Source organism: Streptomyces sp. NPDC032472 (assembly GCF_040636955.1).
Taxonomy (GTDB): domain Bacteria; phylum Actinomycetota; class Actinomycetes; order Streptomycetales; family Streptomycetaceae; genus Streptomyces.
Genome location: NZ_JBEZVK010000007.1, coordinates 14864 through 28764, shown reverse-complemented (window position 1 = coordinate 28764; position 13901 = coordinate 14864). Strand labels below are relative to the sequence as shown.

Sequence of the window (13901 nt, the reverse complement as noted above, 5' to 3'; positions counted from 1 at the left end):
CATACGGCACATGCAGGGCCGGTGGCACAGCGCGTGAGGCGGCCGGCCGGCTCGGGCCGTCAGAAGGCGTGCCAGCGCTGCTCCGTGTCCGCGTCGCGGAGGGAGGTGACGCGGCGCCGGAATTCGGCGAGCGCCTTGGGGTTGGCCGGTGCGTGCTGGGCGACCCAGGCGCAGCTGGCCGTCTCGCGAGCGCCGCGCAGGACGGAGCAGCCCTCCCAGTCGCGCACGTCCCAGCCGTAGGCGGTGGCGAAGGCGTCGTACGACTCGGCGGGCAGGCCGTACCGGTCGCGGGAGAGGGCCATCACCACCAGGTCGTGCTCGCGCAGGTCGAACGAGACGGTCTCGAGGTCCACCAGGACCGGGCCGTCGGGGCCGACGTGCACATTGCGGGGCAGGGCGTCGCCGTGGATCGGGCCCCGGGGCAGGTGCGGGGTCAGCGCGGCCACCTGGCCGGCGTACGCGTCGCGGCGCGCGCGGAGGTACGCCGCGTCGGCGGGGTCGATCGCCGGGCCTGCCAGCCGCAGCCAGCGCTCGACGCCGCCGAGCAGGTCCCGGGCGGGCAGGGCGAACGGCGGTTCGGGCAGGGCGTGGATCTGCCGCAGCAGCGCGGCCAGGTCCTCGGGGCCCGCCGGACGGACCGCGTCGGGGAGGCGGTGCCACACGGTCACCGGGTGGCCGTCCACCAGCCGCGGCTCGGGCTCGGCCGCCCGGACTGCGGGGACCCCCGCCTGCTCCAGCCAGCCCGCCACGGCGAGTTCCCGCTCGGCCCGCTCCAGCAGCGCCGCCTCCCGGCCGACCTTCACCACGAGCTCGGCGGTGGCGAACACCGCGTTCTCGCCGAGGGAGAGGAGGGTGGGGGAGGGGGTCGCGGTGCGGTGCGGTGCGCGGGGGAGCCCCGCTGTGGCCAGTACGGCCCTGGCTCGTGCCTCGTCCATGGCGCCAGTCTCGCATTCGGCCGGTGCAGGACCCTGCGCGGCTATTTCGATTGAACGAGACGTCTCGTCTCGTTACGGTGGGCGGCATGACTTCAGCGAAGCCCGCACACATCGCCATGTTCTCCATCGCCGCCCACGGGCACGTGAACCCCAGCCTCGAGGTGATCCGGGAGCTCGTCGCCCGGGGCCACCGCGTCAGCTATGCCGTCCCCGAGTCCTTCGCCGAGAAGGTCGCCGCGACGGGGGCCACCCCGGTGCTCTGGAGCTCCACCCTGCCCACCGATGACGAGCCCGAGGCCTGGGGCACCGAACTCATCGACCACGTGGAGCCGTTCCTCGAGGACGCCGTCCAGGCACTGCCGCAGCTCGCGGCCGCGTTCGAGGGGGACGAGCCCGATGTCGTCCTGCACGACATCACGGCCTACCCGGCGCCGGTGCTGGCGCACCGGTGGGGCGTGCCGGCCGTGTCGCTGTCGCCGAACCTCGTCGCCTGGGAAGGGTACGAGGAGGAGGTGGCGGCGCCGCTGTGGGCCGGGCTGCGGGCCTCCGAGCGCGGGCGGGCGTACTACGCCCGGTTCGAGGCGTGGCTCGCCGAGAACGGGATGGACACGGACGTCGACCGGTTCGTCGGGCGGCCCCGGCGCAGCATCGTGCTCATCCCGCGGGCGCTGCAGCCGCAGGCCGACCGGGTCGACGAGCGGGTCTACACCTTCGTGGGGGCCTGCCAGGGGAGCCGGGAGGAGCAGGGGACGTGGCGGCGGCCCGTACGGGCGGAAGGGAAGAAGGTGGTGCTCGTCTCGCTCGGCTCCACCTTCACCAAGCAGCCCGCCTTCTACCGCTCGTGCATCGAGGCCTTCGGGAACCTGGCCGGGTGGCACCTCGTACTGCAGATCGGGCGGTTCACCGACCCGGCGGAACTGGGCGGGATCCCGGCGAACGTGGAGGTGCACCGCTGGGTGCCGCAACTGGACATCCTGCGGCAGGCGGACGCCTTCGTGACGCATGCCGGAGCCGGCGGCAGCCAGGAGGGGCTCGCCACGGCCACGCCCATGGTGGCCGTCCCGCAGGCCGTCGACCAGTTCGGCAACGCCGACATGCTCGAGGGCCTCGGCGTGGCCCGGCACCTGCCCATGGAGCGCGCCGACGGCGCGACGCTGCGGGAGGCCGTGCTCGCGCTGGTGGGCGACCCCGAGGTGGCGCGCAGGTGCGCGGAGATCCGGGAGCAGATGGCGGCCGAGGGCGGTGCGCGCCGGGCCGCGGATCTCGTCGAGGCCGAACTGTCACAGGCCCGCACTATCGTGCGGCCATGAGCGACACGATGTATGCGGCCCTGCTGCGGGGGATCAACGTGGGGGGCAAGAAGAAGGTGCCCATGGCCGAGCTGCGCGAGGTGCTCGAAGGGCTCGGCCACGGCGCCGTGCGCACCTATGTGCAGAGCGGCAACGCCGTCTTCGGCGCCCCCGCGGAGCGTGGTGCCGAGGCCCTGGCCCGGGAGCTGGAGCAGGCCATCGAGGCCCGGTTCGGGTTTGCGGTGGCGTGCCTGGTGGTCGACGGCGCCTTTCTGCGGGCCGTGGTCGAGGCCTGCCCGTTCCCGGCCGGGGAACTGGAGGGCAGGCAGCTGCACGTGACGTTCCTGTCCGAGCAGCCGGATCCCTCGCGCTTCGCCCGTATCGAGGCCGGTGACTTCCTCCCGGAGGAGTTCCGGGTCGGGGACCGGGTCCTCTACCTGTACGCGCCGGACGGCCTGGGCCGCTCCAAGCTGGCCGAGGCCCTGTACAGGCCGGCCGTGCTCAAGGGCATCGACGCCACCACGAGGAACTGGAACACGGTCGTCAAGCTCGTCGAGATGACCGGGAGGGAGGAAGGGGACGGGGACGGGGATTAGGCCGCACGCCGGCCGGCCGGGGCACGGAAAAACCAATGGGACGCCGAGCCGCCGGTTGCTAGTGTGCGGAGCACCGTGACAGGACGCGAGGAGGTGACACCCATGAACGTTGTATCGAGGTGGGTGCTCCCCCCTTCCGTCACGGTGTGCGACTGACCCAGGTGTCGTCGGGAGCGCCTCTGCAACCAGGCACTCCTGAAAGGCGACAGCCATGAATTCCATGATGGTCAGCCGCGTGTCCGAGACCCAGTGGCAGGCCGTGGCCAACGGCCGGATCGTCGGCCACGGCGATGCCGCGCAGCGGTCCGACGGGCGGCTCTTCGTCAGCATCGACGTGTGGCAGGACGAGGCCTTCGGCCCGTTCGCCACCGAGATGCTCGCTGACCTGCAGACCCCCCTCCACACCCTGGTCGACGAGGCCGACTCCGACCTGAGATCCCGCTGGGAGCAGGCCGGCTTCACCCTCGGACGCCGCGAGGGGGAGTACGTCCTGTCCACCGACCCGCGCGAAAACGGCCTCGGCGCGGTGCCGTTGCCGCAGGGCGTGACGATCCTGCCCGGCGCGGAAGCGGACGCGGGCCTGCTGCATGCGCTGGACCGCGCGATCCGCGAGGAGGTCGAGGCGAGCGTCGGATGGCAGACCATGCCGGCCGAGGTCGTACCCCGCCCCGCCGCGATGACTGCGGCGGACCCGTCCAAGTACACCGTCGCGGTCCGGGGCGGCGCGTACGTGGGGCTGGCCCGGGTGGCGCCGGTCCGCCGGCGGGCGCGGATCGGACTGGTCGCGGTACGGGCAGGCCAGCACCGCCAAGGCATCGGGCGGGCGCTGCTGGCCCATGCGCTGGCCTCCTTGCACCGCGCGGGGACCGCCTCGGCCTGGGCCGAGGCGGACGAATCCAACACCGCCGCGATCGCGCTGCTCAAGAGCATCGGCGCCCGGCGGACCGGCAGCTACGTGGAACTGGTGCGCCACTGACGTCACACCGGCCCACCGTTTTCCCACCAACCCCTGATTCGAGAAACGAGAGACATTGGCAAGAACCGCGAACGGCCTGGAAATCGAGGGCACCGTTGTCGAGTGCCTTCGCAACGCCACCTTCAAGGTGGAGCTCCGGAACGGCCATCACGTGCTCGCGCACATCAGCGGGAAGATCCGGAAGAACCACATCAGGATCCTCCCCTTCGACCGGGTGCTCGTCGAACTCAGCCCGTACGACCTGACCCGCGGCCGGATCCTGTACCGCTACCGGACCTGAGCGGCGGGAGGCGTGCGCCCGGGCCCGCCCGGGCGCACGCCACGGCCGGCGCGGGGCGCGTACCTATCAGCTCCAGTCGATGTCCGCCTGGCGCGCCAGCGGGGCGCGGTCCTCCAGGGCCCTCGGGAGGGCGAGGGTGTCGGCGGTGGCCATGGCCGACGCGAAGGCGATGTGGGCGCGGTCCTGGATCTCGCTCACCTTCACCTGGAACACCCGGAACTCGTTCAGGTCGAGCGACTCGGTCAGGTCCAGGCTCTGCGTCAGCAGGAACGCCTTGCACTTCAGCGTTCCGCCCTCCGCATAGACGAGCACCTTCCAGAACTCCCGCGGTATCTGCACGCCCCGGAAGGGGCGGTCGTCGGGCAGGAAGACCGGGCCGCCGAAGACGCTGACCCGCAGGTCGTCGACCTCGACGTCCTCGAAGACCGCGTCCTCCAGCCGCCCCCACAGGCCGTTGCGGGCGCTCTGGTTGAAGTCGTCCATCTGCGGGGTGATGTTCGTGTAGAAGAACGAGTCCCGGTTCGCCTTCTGCGCATCGGACAGCGGGCCCCACAACAGGTCGGCGCGGCGGGCTATGTGGCCCCGGTCCAGCCGGTTGGTCGGTCCCTTGTACAACTCGTTGCTGACCTGGGCCGTGGCCGGCAGGCGCGGGTCCTTGCGGAACTCGATGCCCCGCCTGTCCAGCCTCTTGATGCTGGCGCCGTCTATGTTCCAGCCCACCCAGATCGCGAACCGCCGCGGCGCGCTCAGCGCCAGCGAGAAGTGCGTGTACGGGATGACCTCGGAGCCGTTCAGCTCGACGGCGTCCGGCTTGATGGACGGGTCCAGCTCGGGGGCGGTGATCGGGGCCGAGAGGAAGTTCGTGTCGTAGCCCGGCCCGGGCGCGGCCTCCTCCACCGGCCGCTGCAGGGTCATCAGCGTGTCCTGCCCGTCGCCCGAGGGCGTCGCAGTGGTCCCGGGGGGCGCGGGGGAGGACGTGTGCTTCGTGGCAGCCATCGAAGGCTCCCTTCAGACAGGGAGTTCGGGCGCGGGAAGCCCCGCCGGCGCGACTGGCACGCAAACAGGCAGGGGATCCCCGCGCGTGCGTACACGTCCAGCCTACGACCGGGCTACGGGACCAGCGCGTCGAGCACCGCCCGTTCCCGCGGCGTGAGATGGATGGTTGCCGCGTCAAGGTTTTCGGCCAGATGGACGGGCGAACCGGTGCCCGGCGTCGGGCACAGCACCGGCGAGTGGTGCAGCAGCCAGGCCAGGGCGATCTGCCCCGTGCCGGCGCCGTGCTCCGCCGCCACCGCGCTCACCGCGGCCGCGCCCTCCCTGGCCAGGGCGCCGCTGCCCAGCGGGTAGTACGGCAGGAAGGCGATGCCCCGCTCCTCGCACAGCCGCAGCACGTCGGCCGAGGAGCGCTCCAGGATGTTGAACGGGTTCTGCACCGCGGCGACGGGAACCAGGGCGAGCGCCTCGCGCAGCTCCTGCACGGTCACCGTGTCCAGTCCGATGTGGCGGATCTTGCCCTCTGCCCGCAACTCGGCCAGCACCCCCAGCTGTTCGGCCACCGGGACCGCCGGGTCGAAGCGGTGCAGCTGGTACAGGCCGATCGCCTCCAGCCGCAGGCGGCGCAGGCTCGCCTCGCACGCCGCCCGCAGCTGCTCGGGGCGGCCCGCCACGTGCCAGCGGTCCGGGCCGGTGCGCACCACCCCGCCCTTCGTGGCGACCACGAGCCGGTCGCCGTACGGGTGGAGGGCCTCGGCGATCAGCTCCTCGGCCAGGTCGGGACCGTAGTTGTCGGCGGTGTCGACGAGCGTGACGCCTCGCTCGACCGCCGAGCGCAACAGGGCCCTGGCCTCGGCGCGACTGCCGCGCGGCCCCCAGTAGCCGGGGCCGACCAGACCCCCCGTGCCGAGGCCGAGCCGCCGTACGGGAAGGTCGCCGCCGAGACGCCACACGTGGTCCACCATGCCCCGACGGTAACGCAAGCCGCCGGATGTGCCAGGCTCCTGGCCATGCGTTACATCATCATCGGCGCCGGAGCGATCGGCGCGACCATCGGCGGACGGCTCGCCGGAGCGGGCCGTGAGGTCGTCCTCGTCGCACGCGGCGCGCACGCGGAGGCGCTGCGGGCGGACGGGCTGCGACTGACCACGGCGGACGGGACCCGGGTGCACCGGCTGCCCGTGGTCACCGGCCCCGACGGGCTCGGCGAACTGCGGCCGGACGACGTCCTGCTGCTGGCCGTGAAGACCCAGGACGCGGTCGCCGCGCTCGACGAGTGGGGTGACGCGGAGGTCGCGGGCGGAGGCACGGCGGCGCAGCGGCTGCCGGTGCTGTGCGCGCAGAACGGCGTCGAGAGCGAGCGGCTGGCGCTGCGGCGCTTCGCCCGGGTGTACGGGGTCTGCGTGTGGCTCCCGGCGACGTTCCTGGAACCGGGCGTGGTGAGCGCGCTGTGCGCCCCGCTGACCGGGATCCTGCACCTCGGGCTCGCCGCCGGCGGTGCGGATGCGCGGGTGCGGCGGATCGCCGCCGACCTGGAGGCGGCCGGGTTCGAGGCGCCGGTGGTGGACGACGTGATGCGGTGGAAGTACGCCAAGCTGCTGGGCAACCTCGGCAACGCGATCCAGGCCACCACCGGGCCCGAGCCGGACCCGGCCAAGGCGGCCCTGCTGCTGCGGGCCCGGCGCGAGGGCGAGGCGGTGCTGCGGGCCGCGGGGATCGCGTGGGCGTCGGCGCAGGAGGAAGCGGCGGCGCGGGAGGGCAAGGTGGTCCTGGGGGCCGGGAGCGGCCTGCGGGGCGGCTCGTCCTGGCAGTCGCTGCGGCGCGGCACCGGCTCGATCGAGGCGGACTACCTCAACGGGGAGGTGTGTCTGCTGGGTCGGCTGCACGGGATCCCGACCCCGGTCAACGACACCCTCCGCCACGCCGCGAACATCTTCGCCCGCCAGTCCTTGCCGCCGGGCGCCATGTCGGTCGAAGACCTGACGTCCCTCACCGACGAAGCCGAGTCCCGCCGCTAGCCGCTGCGTGGAGCCGCTTCCCCACCCCGCCCCTTCTCCCCCAGCGGTAGCTGGGGGAGAAGGGGCAAAGTGGGGGAAGGCTCCGCGCAGCGGCAAACGGACGGCGGCTATGCCGTCAGGGCGGGACGGAGCGTGGAGGCGCGGGACTCGTCGTAGCGGGTCAGGAGGAGGCGGGCCAGTTCCGGGGCCGGGCCCAGGACTTCGGCCAGGGTGTCGGCCCCGGCCGCAGCGGCGCCCGCGGCGATGCGGTCCGGCAGCCGCCCGGGGGCGATGACGTACGGGGCCACCGCCACCCGGCGCACCCCCTCGGCCCGCAGGGAACGAACCGCATCCGCCGTGGACGGAAGCGCGGCGGAGGCGAACGCAGGCCGCACGGCGCACCAACCGGTGTGCCGCCACTCCCGCGCGATTTCAGCGATCACTGCGATCGCCTCCGGGTCGGTGGATCCGGCGGCCGCGAGGACGACACCGGTCGTCGCACGGTCCGCCGGGGTGAGGCCCGCCTCCGCCAGCCGGCGTTCCAGCGCGGCCGTCAGCAGGGGCGAGGGCCCCAGGACGTCGGCCACCCGGACCGACAGGCCCGGCAGCCGGGCCGTGGATTGCGACAGCACCGCCGGAACGTCGGCCTTCGCATGGAAGGCCCGGGTCAGCAGCAGCGGCAGCGCGACCACGTCGCGGACGCCGTCGCCGTGCAGGGCGGCGAGCACCTGCTCGACCCGGGGGGCGTTGAAGTCCAGGAACGCCGTCTCCACGCGCAGCCCGGGCCGCAGCGCCCGCGCCCGCCGGGTGAGGGCGTGCACGGTCGCCGCGTGCCGCGGATCGCGGCTGCCGTGGGCTACGACGAGCAGGACGGGGGCGGCGGTGGACATGTCGGATCAGCCCTTGACCAGCAGGCCGCGGCTGCGCAGCACCCACCGCTCGAGCGGGCTGAAGATCAGCAGGTCGATGGCGATGCCCACGACGAGGATCAGGATGATCGCGAGGAAGACACCGGGCAGGTCGATGTTGTTGCGGCCGTTTTCGAGGAGTTGGCCCAGGCCCAGGCCCAGGTCGGGCGAGGAGGCGATGATCTCGGCGGCCATCAGGGAGCGCCAGGAGAACGCCCAGCCCTGCTTGAGGCCGGCCACGTACCCGGGCAGCGCGGCCGGCATCACGATGTGCCGGGCGCCGCGCAGCCCGGTGGCACCGAGGGTGCGGCCGGCCCGCAGGAACAGCGGCGGGACCTGGTCGATGCCGGACACGAGGCCGTTGGCGATGGACGGGACCGCGCCGAGCAGGATGACGGTGAACATCATGGCGTCGTTCAGGCCGAACCAGAGCACGGCCGGCGGCACCCAGGCCACCGAGGGCAGGGACTGAAGGCCCTGCAGGATCGGGCCGATCGCGGCGCGCACGAACTTCACGCGGGCGACGAGCAGGCCGAGCGGGGTGCCGATGGCCAGGGCGAGGAGGAAGCCGAGCAGGCCGCGGGAGACGGAGGTCCAGATGACGTCCAGCAGCGTGCCCTTGAGCCACATCTCGGACAGGCTGTGTCCGACCGCGGACAGCGGCGGCAGCTTGTTCTCCGCGGTGACCTTCGCCGAGACGAGGACCTGCCAGACCACCAGCACCAGGCTGATCGCGAGGAGCGGGGGCAGGACCTTCTTGGTGAGGACCTCGCGCACCGGGGTGCGGTGGGTCTGGACGGCGTCGAGGGCGTCGAGGCCGGCCTCCAGGCCGGCCAGGTCGTCGCCCTTGGCCGCCTTGGGGGTGGTGTCAGTGCTGGCCATGGCGGCGGATCTCCCCACGCAGGTGTTCAGTGATCTCGAGGGACAGCTCCGCGACGTCCGCGTTCTCGATGCGGCGCGGCTGCGGGATGTCCACGGCCCATTCCTTCGCGACCCGCCCGGGGCGGGAGGAGAGCAGGACGACGCGCTGGGCCAGGCGGACGGCCTCGCGGACGTTGTGGGTGACGAACAGGACCGACAGCCCCGTCTCCGCCCAGATGCGGGTGAGTTCGCCGTGCAGGACGTCGCGGGTGATGGCGTCCAGGGCCGCGAACGGCTCGTCCATCAGCAGCAGCCGGCTGTCCTGGGCCAGGGCGCGGGCCAGGGCGACGCGCTGGCGCATGCCGCCGGAGAGCTCGTGGACGCGCTTGCCGTACGCGCCGCCGAGGCGGACCAGCTCCAGCAGCCGCTCGGCCTCGGTCCTGCGCTCGGCCTTGGCCACCCCGCGCAGCCGCAGGGCGAGTTCGATGTTCTTGCCCGCGGTCAGCCACGGGAAGAGGGCGTGCTCCTGGAACATCAGGGCCGGACGGCCGCCAGGGGTCTCGATCGACCCCGCGGACGGCTTGTCCAGACCCGCGACCAGGTTGAGCAGGGTGGACTTGCCGCACCCCGACGCCCCCAGGAGGGTGACGAACTCGCCGGGAGCGACATCGAGGCTGATGTCGTCCAGGACGAGCTGCGATCCGGCCGGGCCGGAGAAGGACTTCGAGACGTGCTCGATGCGGGCGGCGTGCGTCGGCTCCGCTATCGCGCCCTCGGCAGCCTTGGCGAGAGTGGTGGCCATGGTCGTCACCTCCTGGGTTTGCTGGACTACGGGCTTACTTGGCGCCGAGACCGGCGTCGGCGACCTCGGGCTTGCCGGCGGCCTTCAGCACCTTGTTCAGGAGCGACAGGTCGTAGATGCCGGCGAGGTCGGGCTGCTCGATGAGCTTGGCCTTGACCGCCCAGTCGGACTCGGTCTTCAGCGTGGAGGCCAGCGGGTCGTCCGTGACGAGGATGCTCTTCCAGGCCGGGTCGATGACGGCCGGCTCCAGCTCCTTGCCGTTGAGCGCCTTCAGGGCCGCGTTGGCGGAGGCCTTCGCCTTGTCCTGGTTGGCGTTGATCCACTCGTTGGTCTTCACCGTGCCGCGCAGCACGGCCTCGACGACGTCCGGGTGCTCCTTGAGGAACTTCTGCGACACGATGACGTTCGTGATCACGAACTTCTTGTCGGGCCACAGGGAGGTCTCGTCGAGAAGTACGGAGCCGCCCTCGGAGACGAGCTTGGAGGCCGTCGGCTCGGGCACCCAGGCCCCGTCGATGGAGCCCTGCTTGAAGGCGTCCGGGGTCACCTTGTTGTCGGTGCGGACGACGGAGACGTCGCCCTTGCCGGACTCGGGGTCGACCGACCAGCCCTTCTCGGAGATCCAGTTCAGGAACGCGACGTCCTGGGTGTTCCCCTTCTGCGGGGTGGCGATCTTCTTGCCCTTGAGGTCGTCCAGGCTCTTGATCTTGTCCGGGTTCACCACCAGCTTCACGCCGCCGGAGGCGGAGCCGGAGATGATCCGCAGGTTGGAGCCCTTGGACTTCACGTAGCCGTTGATGGACGGCGAGGGGCCGATGAAGCCGATGTCGAGAGAGCCGCCGTTGAGGGCCTCGATCTCGGACGGGCCGGCGTTGAAGGTCTGCGGCTTGATCTGGGTGCCGCCCAGTTCCTTCGCGATCAGGCCTTCCTGGATGCCGACCAGGGCGGTGGCGTGCGTCAGGTTCGGGAAGTACCCGATCCGGACCTCGGAGGCCGACAGCTTCTTGCCGTCGGCGGCGACGTTGGCCTTCTTCTCGTCGGTCTTCTCCGCCTCGGAGCCGTACCCGCACGAGGCGAGGGCGCCGATCAGCAGCGGGAGGGCGGCAGCTGCGGCGAGGCCGCGGCGCAGGGTCTTGAACGGGGTACCGGTGGTGGCAGGCACGGGAGGGCTTCCTCTCGACGCGCCGTCTTTGGATTACGGCGCAGGTCTTCGTCGGTGGTGCAAGGACAGGTACGGCTCGTGGGGGGTGAGGGCGCGCAGGCAGTGCGCGTACGTCATCGCGCACATCGCGCCACTCCTCCCTGGCCGCTGCCGAGGGCGCCGCTGCCTACGCGGCCGCCCTCCTTCGCGAAGGTGGCGTAGATGTCGGAAAGCATGATCTAGAAGTCCCACCCTTCGTCATCCGCCTCTACGGCCTCGGCCTTGGAGGCGAAGGACTCACCCGCCATGCCCGCCGCCAGGGTGGTTCCGTCGGCGGGGTCGATCAGCAGGAAGGACCCGGTGCGGCGCGAGTCGGCGTACGCGTCGAGCGCGAGCGGCTCGGCGGTACGGACGACCACGCGGCCGATGTCGTTGGCCACCAGCTGTCCCGGGTCGGGGTGCTGGGAGAGGTCGTCCAGCGTCAGCCGGGACGGGATCTCCTTGACGATCGCCTTCACCGTGCGGGTGGTGTGCTTCAGCAGCACCCGCGCACCCACCGCCAGCGGCTGGTCCGCGACGTGGCAGACGGTGGCGACGACGTCCTGCGTGGTGGCCGGGGCGCTCGCGGTCGGCGCGATCAGGTCGCCGCGCGAGATGTCGATGTCGTCCTTCAGCCGGACCGTCACCGACTGCGGGGCCCACGCGATGTCCACCGGCTCGCCGAGCGCGTCGATGCCCTCGATGACCGAGGTACGGCCCGACGGCAGCACGGTGACCGGCTCGCCGACCCGCAGCACGCCGGAGGCGATCTGGCCCGCGTAGCCGCGGTAGTCGGGGTGCTCGGCGGTCTGCGGCCGGATCACGTACTGCACCGGGAAACGCGCCGGGCAGGCCGTCAGGTCATGGCTGACCGGGACGGTCTCCAGGTGCTCCAGCACCGTCGGCCCGCCGTACCAGTCCATGTTCGCGGACGGCTCCACCACGTTGTCGCCGGCCAGTGCCGAGATCGGGATCGCGGTGATCTCCGGCACGCCGAGCTCCGAGGCGTAGGAGGTGAACTCCTCGGCGATCTTCGCGAAGACCGCCTCCTCGTAGCCGACCAAGTCCATCTTGTTGACGGCGAGGACCACGTGCGGGACCCGCAGCAGGGCTGCGACCGCGGCGTGGCGGCGGGTCTGCTCGATGACGCCGTTGCGGGCGTCGACCAGGACCACGGCCAGGTCGGCGGTGGACGCACCGGTGACCATGTTGCGCGTGTACTGCACGTGCCCGGGGGTGTCGGCGAGGATGAACCGGCGCCGCGCGGTGGCGAAGTAGCGGTAGGCCACGTCGATGGTGATGCCCTGCTCCCGCTCGGCCCGCAGGCCGTCGGTCAGCAGCGCCAGGTCCGGGGCGTCCTGGCCGCGGTCGGCCGACACCCGCTCCACGGCCTCCAGCTGGTCCTCCAGGACCGACTTCGAGTCGTGCAGCAGACGGCCCACCAGGGTGGACTTGCCGTCGTCGACGGAGCCCGCGGTGGCGAAGCGCAGCAGCGTCGTCGCGCTGAGCTGCTCGGTGGTGCTGGTCATGGCTAGAAGTACCCTTCGCGCTTGCGGTCTTCCATCGCGGCCTCGGACAGCTTGTCGTCGGCGCGGGTCGCGCCCCGCTCGGTCAGGCGGGAGACGGCGATCTCGGCGATCACCGCATCGAGGTCTGTGGCATCGGAGTCGACGGCGCCGGTGCAGGACATGTCGCCGACGGTGCGGTAGCGGATCAGCCGCCTCTCCACCGTCTCGGTGTCCTTCGGGCCGCCCCACTCGCCGGCCGTGAGCCACATGCCGCCCCGCAGGAACACGTCCCGCTCGTGGGCGAAGTAGATCTCCGGCAGCTCGATGCCCTCGCGGGCGATGTACTGCCACACGTCCAGCTCGGTCCAGTTGGAGAGCGGGAAGACGCGGACGTGCTCGCCCGGCGCGTGGCGGCCGTTGTAGAGCTGCCACAGCTCGGGGCGCTGGCGGCGCGGGTCCCACTGGGAGAACTCGTCGCGCAGGGAGAACACGCGCTCCTTGGCGCGCGCCTTCTCCTCGTCGCGGCGGCCGCCGCCGAAGACGGCGTCGAACTTCAGCTGCTGGATGGCCTCGGTCAGCGGGACGGTCTGCAGCGGGTTGCGGGTGCCGTCCGGGCGCTCGCGCAGCTTGCCGGCGTCGATGTACTCCTGGACGGAGGCCACGTGCAGGCGCAGGCCGTGCTGGGCCACCGTGCGGTCGCGGTACTCGATGACCTCGGGGAAGTTGTGCCCGGTGTCGACGTGCAGCAGCGCGAACGGCACCGGCGCGGGGGCGAAGGCCTTCAGCGCCAGGTGCAGCATGACGATGGAGTCCTTGCCGCCGGAGAACAGGATCACCGGCTTCTCGAACTCGCCCGCCACCTCGCGGAAGATGTGCACCGCCTCGGACTCGAGGGCGTCCAGGTGCGACAGCGCGTAGGGCGCGTCGGAGCCGGACTCGGTGTGCAGGTGCGCGGCGGTGGTCATGCCAGACCCCTCTCGGTGAGCAGGGCGTGCAGGGCGGAGGCCGACTCCTGCACGGTCTGCGTGTGCGACTCGATCCGCAGGTCCGGGGCCGCGGGGGCCTCGTACGGGTCGTCGACGCCGGTCAGACCGGAGATCTCGCCCGCCGCCTGCTTGGCGTACAGGCCCTTCACATCACGCTCGGAGCACACCTCGACCGGGGTCGCGACGTGTACTTCCAGGTAGGTCGTACCGGCGGCGGCGTGCCGCTTCGCGACGGCCTCGCGGCTGTCGGCGAACGGGGCGATCACCGGGACGAGGGCCTTCACACCGTTGGCGGCGAGGAGTTCGGCGACGAAGCCGATCCGCTGGACGTTGGTGTGGCGGTCCTCGCGGCTGAAGCCCAGGCCGGCGGAGAGGAACTCGCGGATCTCGTCCCCGTCGAGGACCTCCACCCGGTGGCCCTCGGCGCGCAGCCGCTCGGCCAGCGCGTACGCGATGGTGGTCTTGCCCGCGCTGGGCAGACCGGTCAGCCACACGGTGGCTCCCTGGCCGGTCACGCTCATCCGCTTCTCCGTAAGTTCCGTGGTTTTCGTGGTGTCCGTGGTGTCCGTGGTTCGTGCAGGCGGGGTGGA

The 13901-nt window shown here is 72.1% G+C and carries 15 protein-coding genes; 5 read left to right on the top strand and 10 right to left on the bottom strand.

Annotated features, from left to right (window positions below):
• Window positions 1–59: 59 nt before the first annotated feature.
• The gene (locus tag AB0F11_RS06225) at window positions 60–935 is read right to left on the bottom strand and encodes an aminoglycoside phosphotransferase family protein (protein ID WP_362168971.1); all 876 of its coding nucleotides are present in this window, start codon (window positions 933–935) and stop codon (window positions 60–62) included.
• Window positions 936–1021: 86 nt separating this feature from the next.
• Between AB0F11_RS06225 and mgt the strand changes: the two genes are divergently transcribed.
• The 4 genes from mgt to infA all read left to right on the top strand — a co-directional run bounded on the left by mgt (window position 1022) and on the right by infA (window position 4076).
• Window positions 1022–2245, top strand: coding sequence for a macrolide-inactivating glycosyltransferase (gene mgt, locus AB0F11_RS06220; protein ID WP_362168969.1), 1224 nt, complete (start codon window positions 1022–1024; stop codon window positions 2243–2245).
• The gene (locus AB0F11_RS06215) at window positions 2242–2820 is read left to right on the top strand and encodes a DUF1697 domain-containing protein (protein WP_362168967.1); all 579 of its coding nucleotides are present in this window, start codon (window positions 2242–2244) and stop codon (window positions 2818–2820) included. The genes mgt and AB0F11_RS06215 overlap by 4 nt, the downstream gene beginning before the upstream one ends.
• Window positions 2821–3031: 211 nt before the next feature.
• Entirely contained in the window at window positions 3032–3796 is a 765-nt protein-coding gene (locus tag AB0F11_RS06210) for a GNAT family N-acetyltransferase (protein WP_362168965.1), read from the top strand.
• 55 nt (window positions 3797–3851) lie between these two features.
• Window positions 3852–4076 carry a translation initiation factor IF-1 gene (infA, locus tag AB0F11_RS06205; protein WP_362168963.1) on the top strand — a complete coding sequence of 75 codons (225 nt, stop codon included), beginning with the start codon at window positions 3852–3854 and terminating at the stop codon, window positions 4074–4076.
• 66 nt (window positions 4077–4142) lie between these two features.
• Here infA and AB0F11_RS06200 read toward each other — a convergent pair whose 3' ends face one another.
• Together AB0F11_RS06200 and AB0F11_RS06195 are read right to left on the bottom strand one after the other, a co-directional pair.
• Window positions 4143–5072: a DNA/RNA non-specific endonuclease gene (locus AB0F11_RS06200; protein WP_362168961.1), complete on the bottom strand. Its 930-nt coding sequence runs from the start codon at window positions 5070–5072 to the stop codon at window positions 4143–4145.
• Window positions 5073–5185: 113 nt separating this feature from the next.
• A complete protein-coding gene (locus tag AB0F11_RS06195; protein ID WP_362168959.1) occupies window positions 5186–6034 on the bottom strand; it encodes an aldo/keto reductase in 849 nt (282 codons plus the stop codon).
• A gap of 45 nt (window positions 6035–6079) precedes the next feature.
• Between AB0F11_RS06195 and AB0F11_RS06190 the strand changes: the two genes are divergently transcribed.
• Window positions 6080–7087 carry a 2-dehydropantoate 2-reductase N-terminal domain-containing protein gene (locus tag AB0F11_RS06190; protein ID WP_362168957.1) on the top strand — a complete coding sequence of 336 codons (1008 nt, stop codon included), beginning with the start codon at window positions 6080–6082 and terminating at the stop codon, window positions 7085–7087.
• 107 nt (window positions 7088–7194) lie between these two features.
• Here the strand turns inward: AB0F11_RS06190 and AB0F11_RS06185 are convergent, their stop codons facing one another.
• From AB0F11_RS06185 to cysC, 7 genes are all read right to left on the bottom strand, one after another.
• On the bottom strand, window positions 7195–7956 hold the full coding sequence (locus AB0F11_RS06185) for a sirohydrochlorin chelatase (RefSeq protein WP_362168955.1): 762 nt from the start codon (window positions 7954–7956) through the stop codon (window positions 7195–7197).
• Between the two features lie 6 nt (window positions 7957–7962).
• Entirely contained in the window at window positions 7963–8856 is an 894-nt protein-coding gene (locus AB0F11_RS06180; protein WP_362168953.1) for an ABC transporter permease subunit, read from the bottom strand.
• Entirely contained in the window at window positions 8843–9637 is a 795-nt protein-coding gene (locus AB0F11_RS06175; protein ID WP_362168951.1) for an ABC transporter ATP-binding protein, read from the bottom strand. Before AB0F11_RS06175 ends, AB0F11_RS06180 begins: the two co-directional genes overlap by 14 nt.
• Window positions 9638–9671: 34 nt before the next feature.
• Window positions 9672–10799: an aliphatic sulfonate ABC transporter substrate-binding protein gene (locus AB0F11_RS06170; RefSeq protein ID WP_362168949.1), complete on the bottom strand. Its 1128-nt coding sequence runs from the start codon at window positions 10797–10799 to the stop codon at window positions 9672–9674.
• A 218-nt stretch (window positions 10800–11017) separates the two neighbouring features.
• The gene (locus AB0F11_RS06165; protein ID WP_362168947.1) at window positions 11018–12346 is read right to left on the bottom strand and encodes a GTP-binding protein; all 1329 of its coding nucleotides are present in this window, start codon (window positions 12344–12346) and stop codon (window positions 11018–11020) included.
• Window positions 12347–12348: 2 nt separating this feature from the next.
• Window positions 12349–13290, bottom strand: a complete 942-nt coding sequence (gene cysD, locus AB0F11_RS06160) for a sulfate adenylyltransferase subunit CysD (protein ID WP_362168945.1) — start codon at window positions 13288–13290, stop codon at window positions 12349–12351.
• Window positions 13287–13832 carry an adenylyl-sulfate kinase gene (gene cysC / locus AB0F11_RS06155; protein WP_362168943.1) on the bottom strand — a complete coding sequence of 182 codons (546 nt, stop codon included), beginning with the start codon at window positions 13830–13832 and terminating at the stop codon, window positions 13287–13289. The genes cysD and cysC overlap by 4 nt, the downstream gene beginning before the upstream one ends.
• Window positions 13833–13901 lie beyond the last annotated feature (69 nt).

Coding starts and splice junctions, on each gene's coding strand:
- AB0F11_RS06225 (WP_362168971.1), bottom strand. CDS start 935: ATGGACGAGGCACGAGCCAGGGCCGTACTGGCCACAGCGGGGCTCCCC.
- mgt (WP_362168969.1), top strand. CDS start 1,022: ATGACTTCAGCGAAGCCCGCACACATCGCCATGTTCTCCATCGCCGCC.
- AB0F11_RS06215 (WP_362168967.1), top strand. CDS start 2,242: ATGAGCGACACGATGTATGCGGCCCTGCTGCGGGGGATCAACGTGGGG.
- AB0F11_RS06210 (WP_362168965.1), top strand. CDS start 3,032: ATGAATTCCATGATGGTCAGCCGCGTGTCCGAGACCCAGTGGCAGGCC.
- AB0F11_RS06200 (WP_362168961.1), bottom strand. CDS start 5,072: ATGGCTGCCACGAAGCACACGTCCTCCCCCGCGCCCCCCGGGACCACT.
- AB0F11_RS06195 (WP_362168959.1), bottom strand. CDS start 6,034: ATGGTGGACCACGTGTGGCGTCTCGGCGGCGACCTTCCCGTACGGCGG.
- AB0F11_RS06190 (WP_362168957.1), top strand. CDS start 6,080: ATGCGTTACATCATCATCGGCGCCGGAGCGATCGGCGCGACCATCGGC.
- AB0F11_RS06185 (WP_362168955.1), bottom strand. CDS start 7,956: ATGTCCACCGCCGCCCCCGTCCTGCTCGTCGTAGCCCACGGCAGCCGC.
- AB0F11_RS06180 (WP_362168953.1), bottom strand. CDS start 8,856: ATGGCCAGCACTGACACCACCCCCAAGGCGGCCAAGGGCGACGACCTG.
- AB0F11_RS06175 (WP_362168951.1), bottom strand. CDS start 9,637: ATGGCCACCACTCTCGCCAAGGCTGCCGAGGGCGCGATAGCGGAGCCG.
- AB0F11_RS06165 (WP_362168947.1), bottom strand. CDS start 12,346: ATGACCAGCACCACCGAGCAGCTCAGCGCGACGACGCTGCTGCGCTTC.
- cysD (WP_362168945.1), bottom strand. CDS start 13,290: ATGACCACCGCCGCGCACCTGCACACCGAGTCCGGCTCCGACGCGCCC.
- cysC (WP_362168943.1), bottom strand. CDS start 13,832: ATGAGCGTGACCGGCCAGGGAGCCACCGTGTGGCTGACCGGTCTGCCC.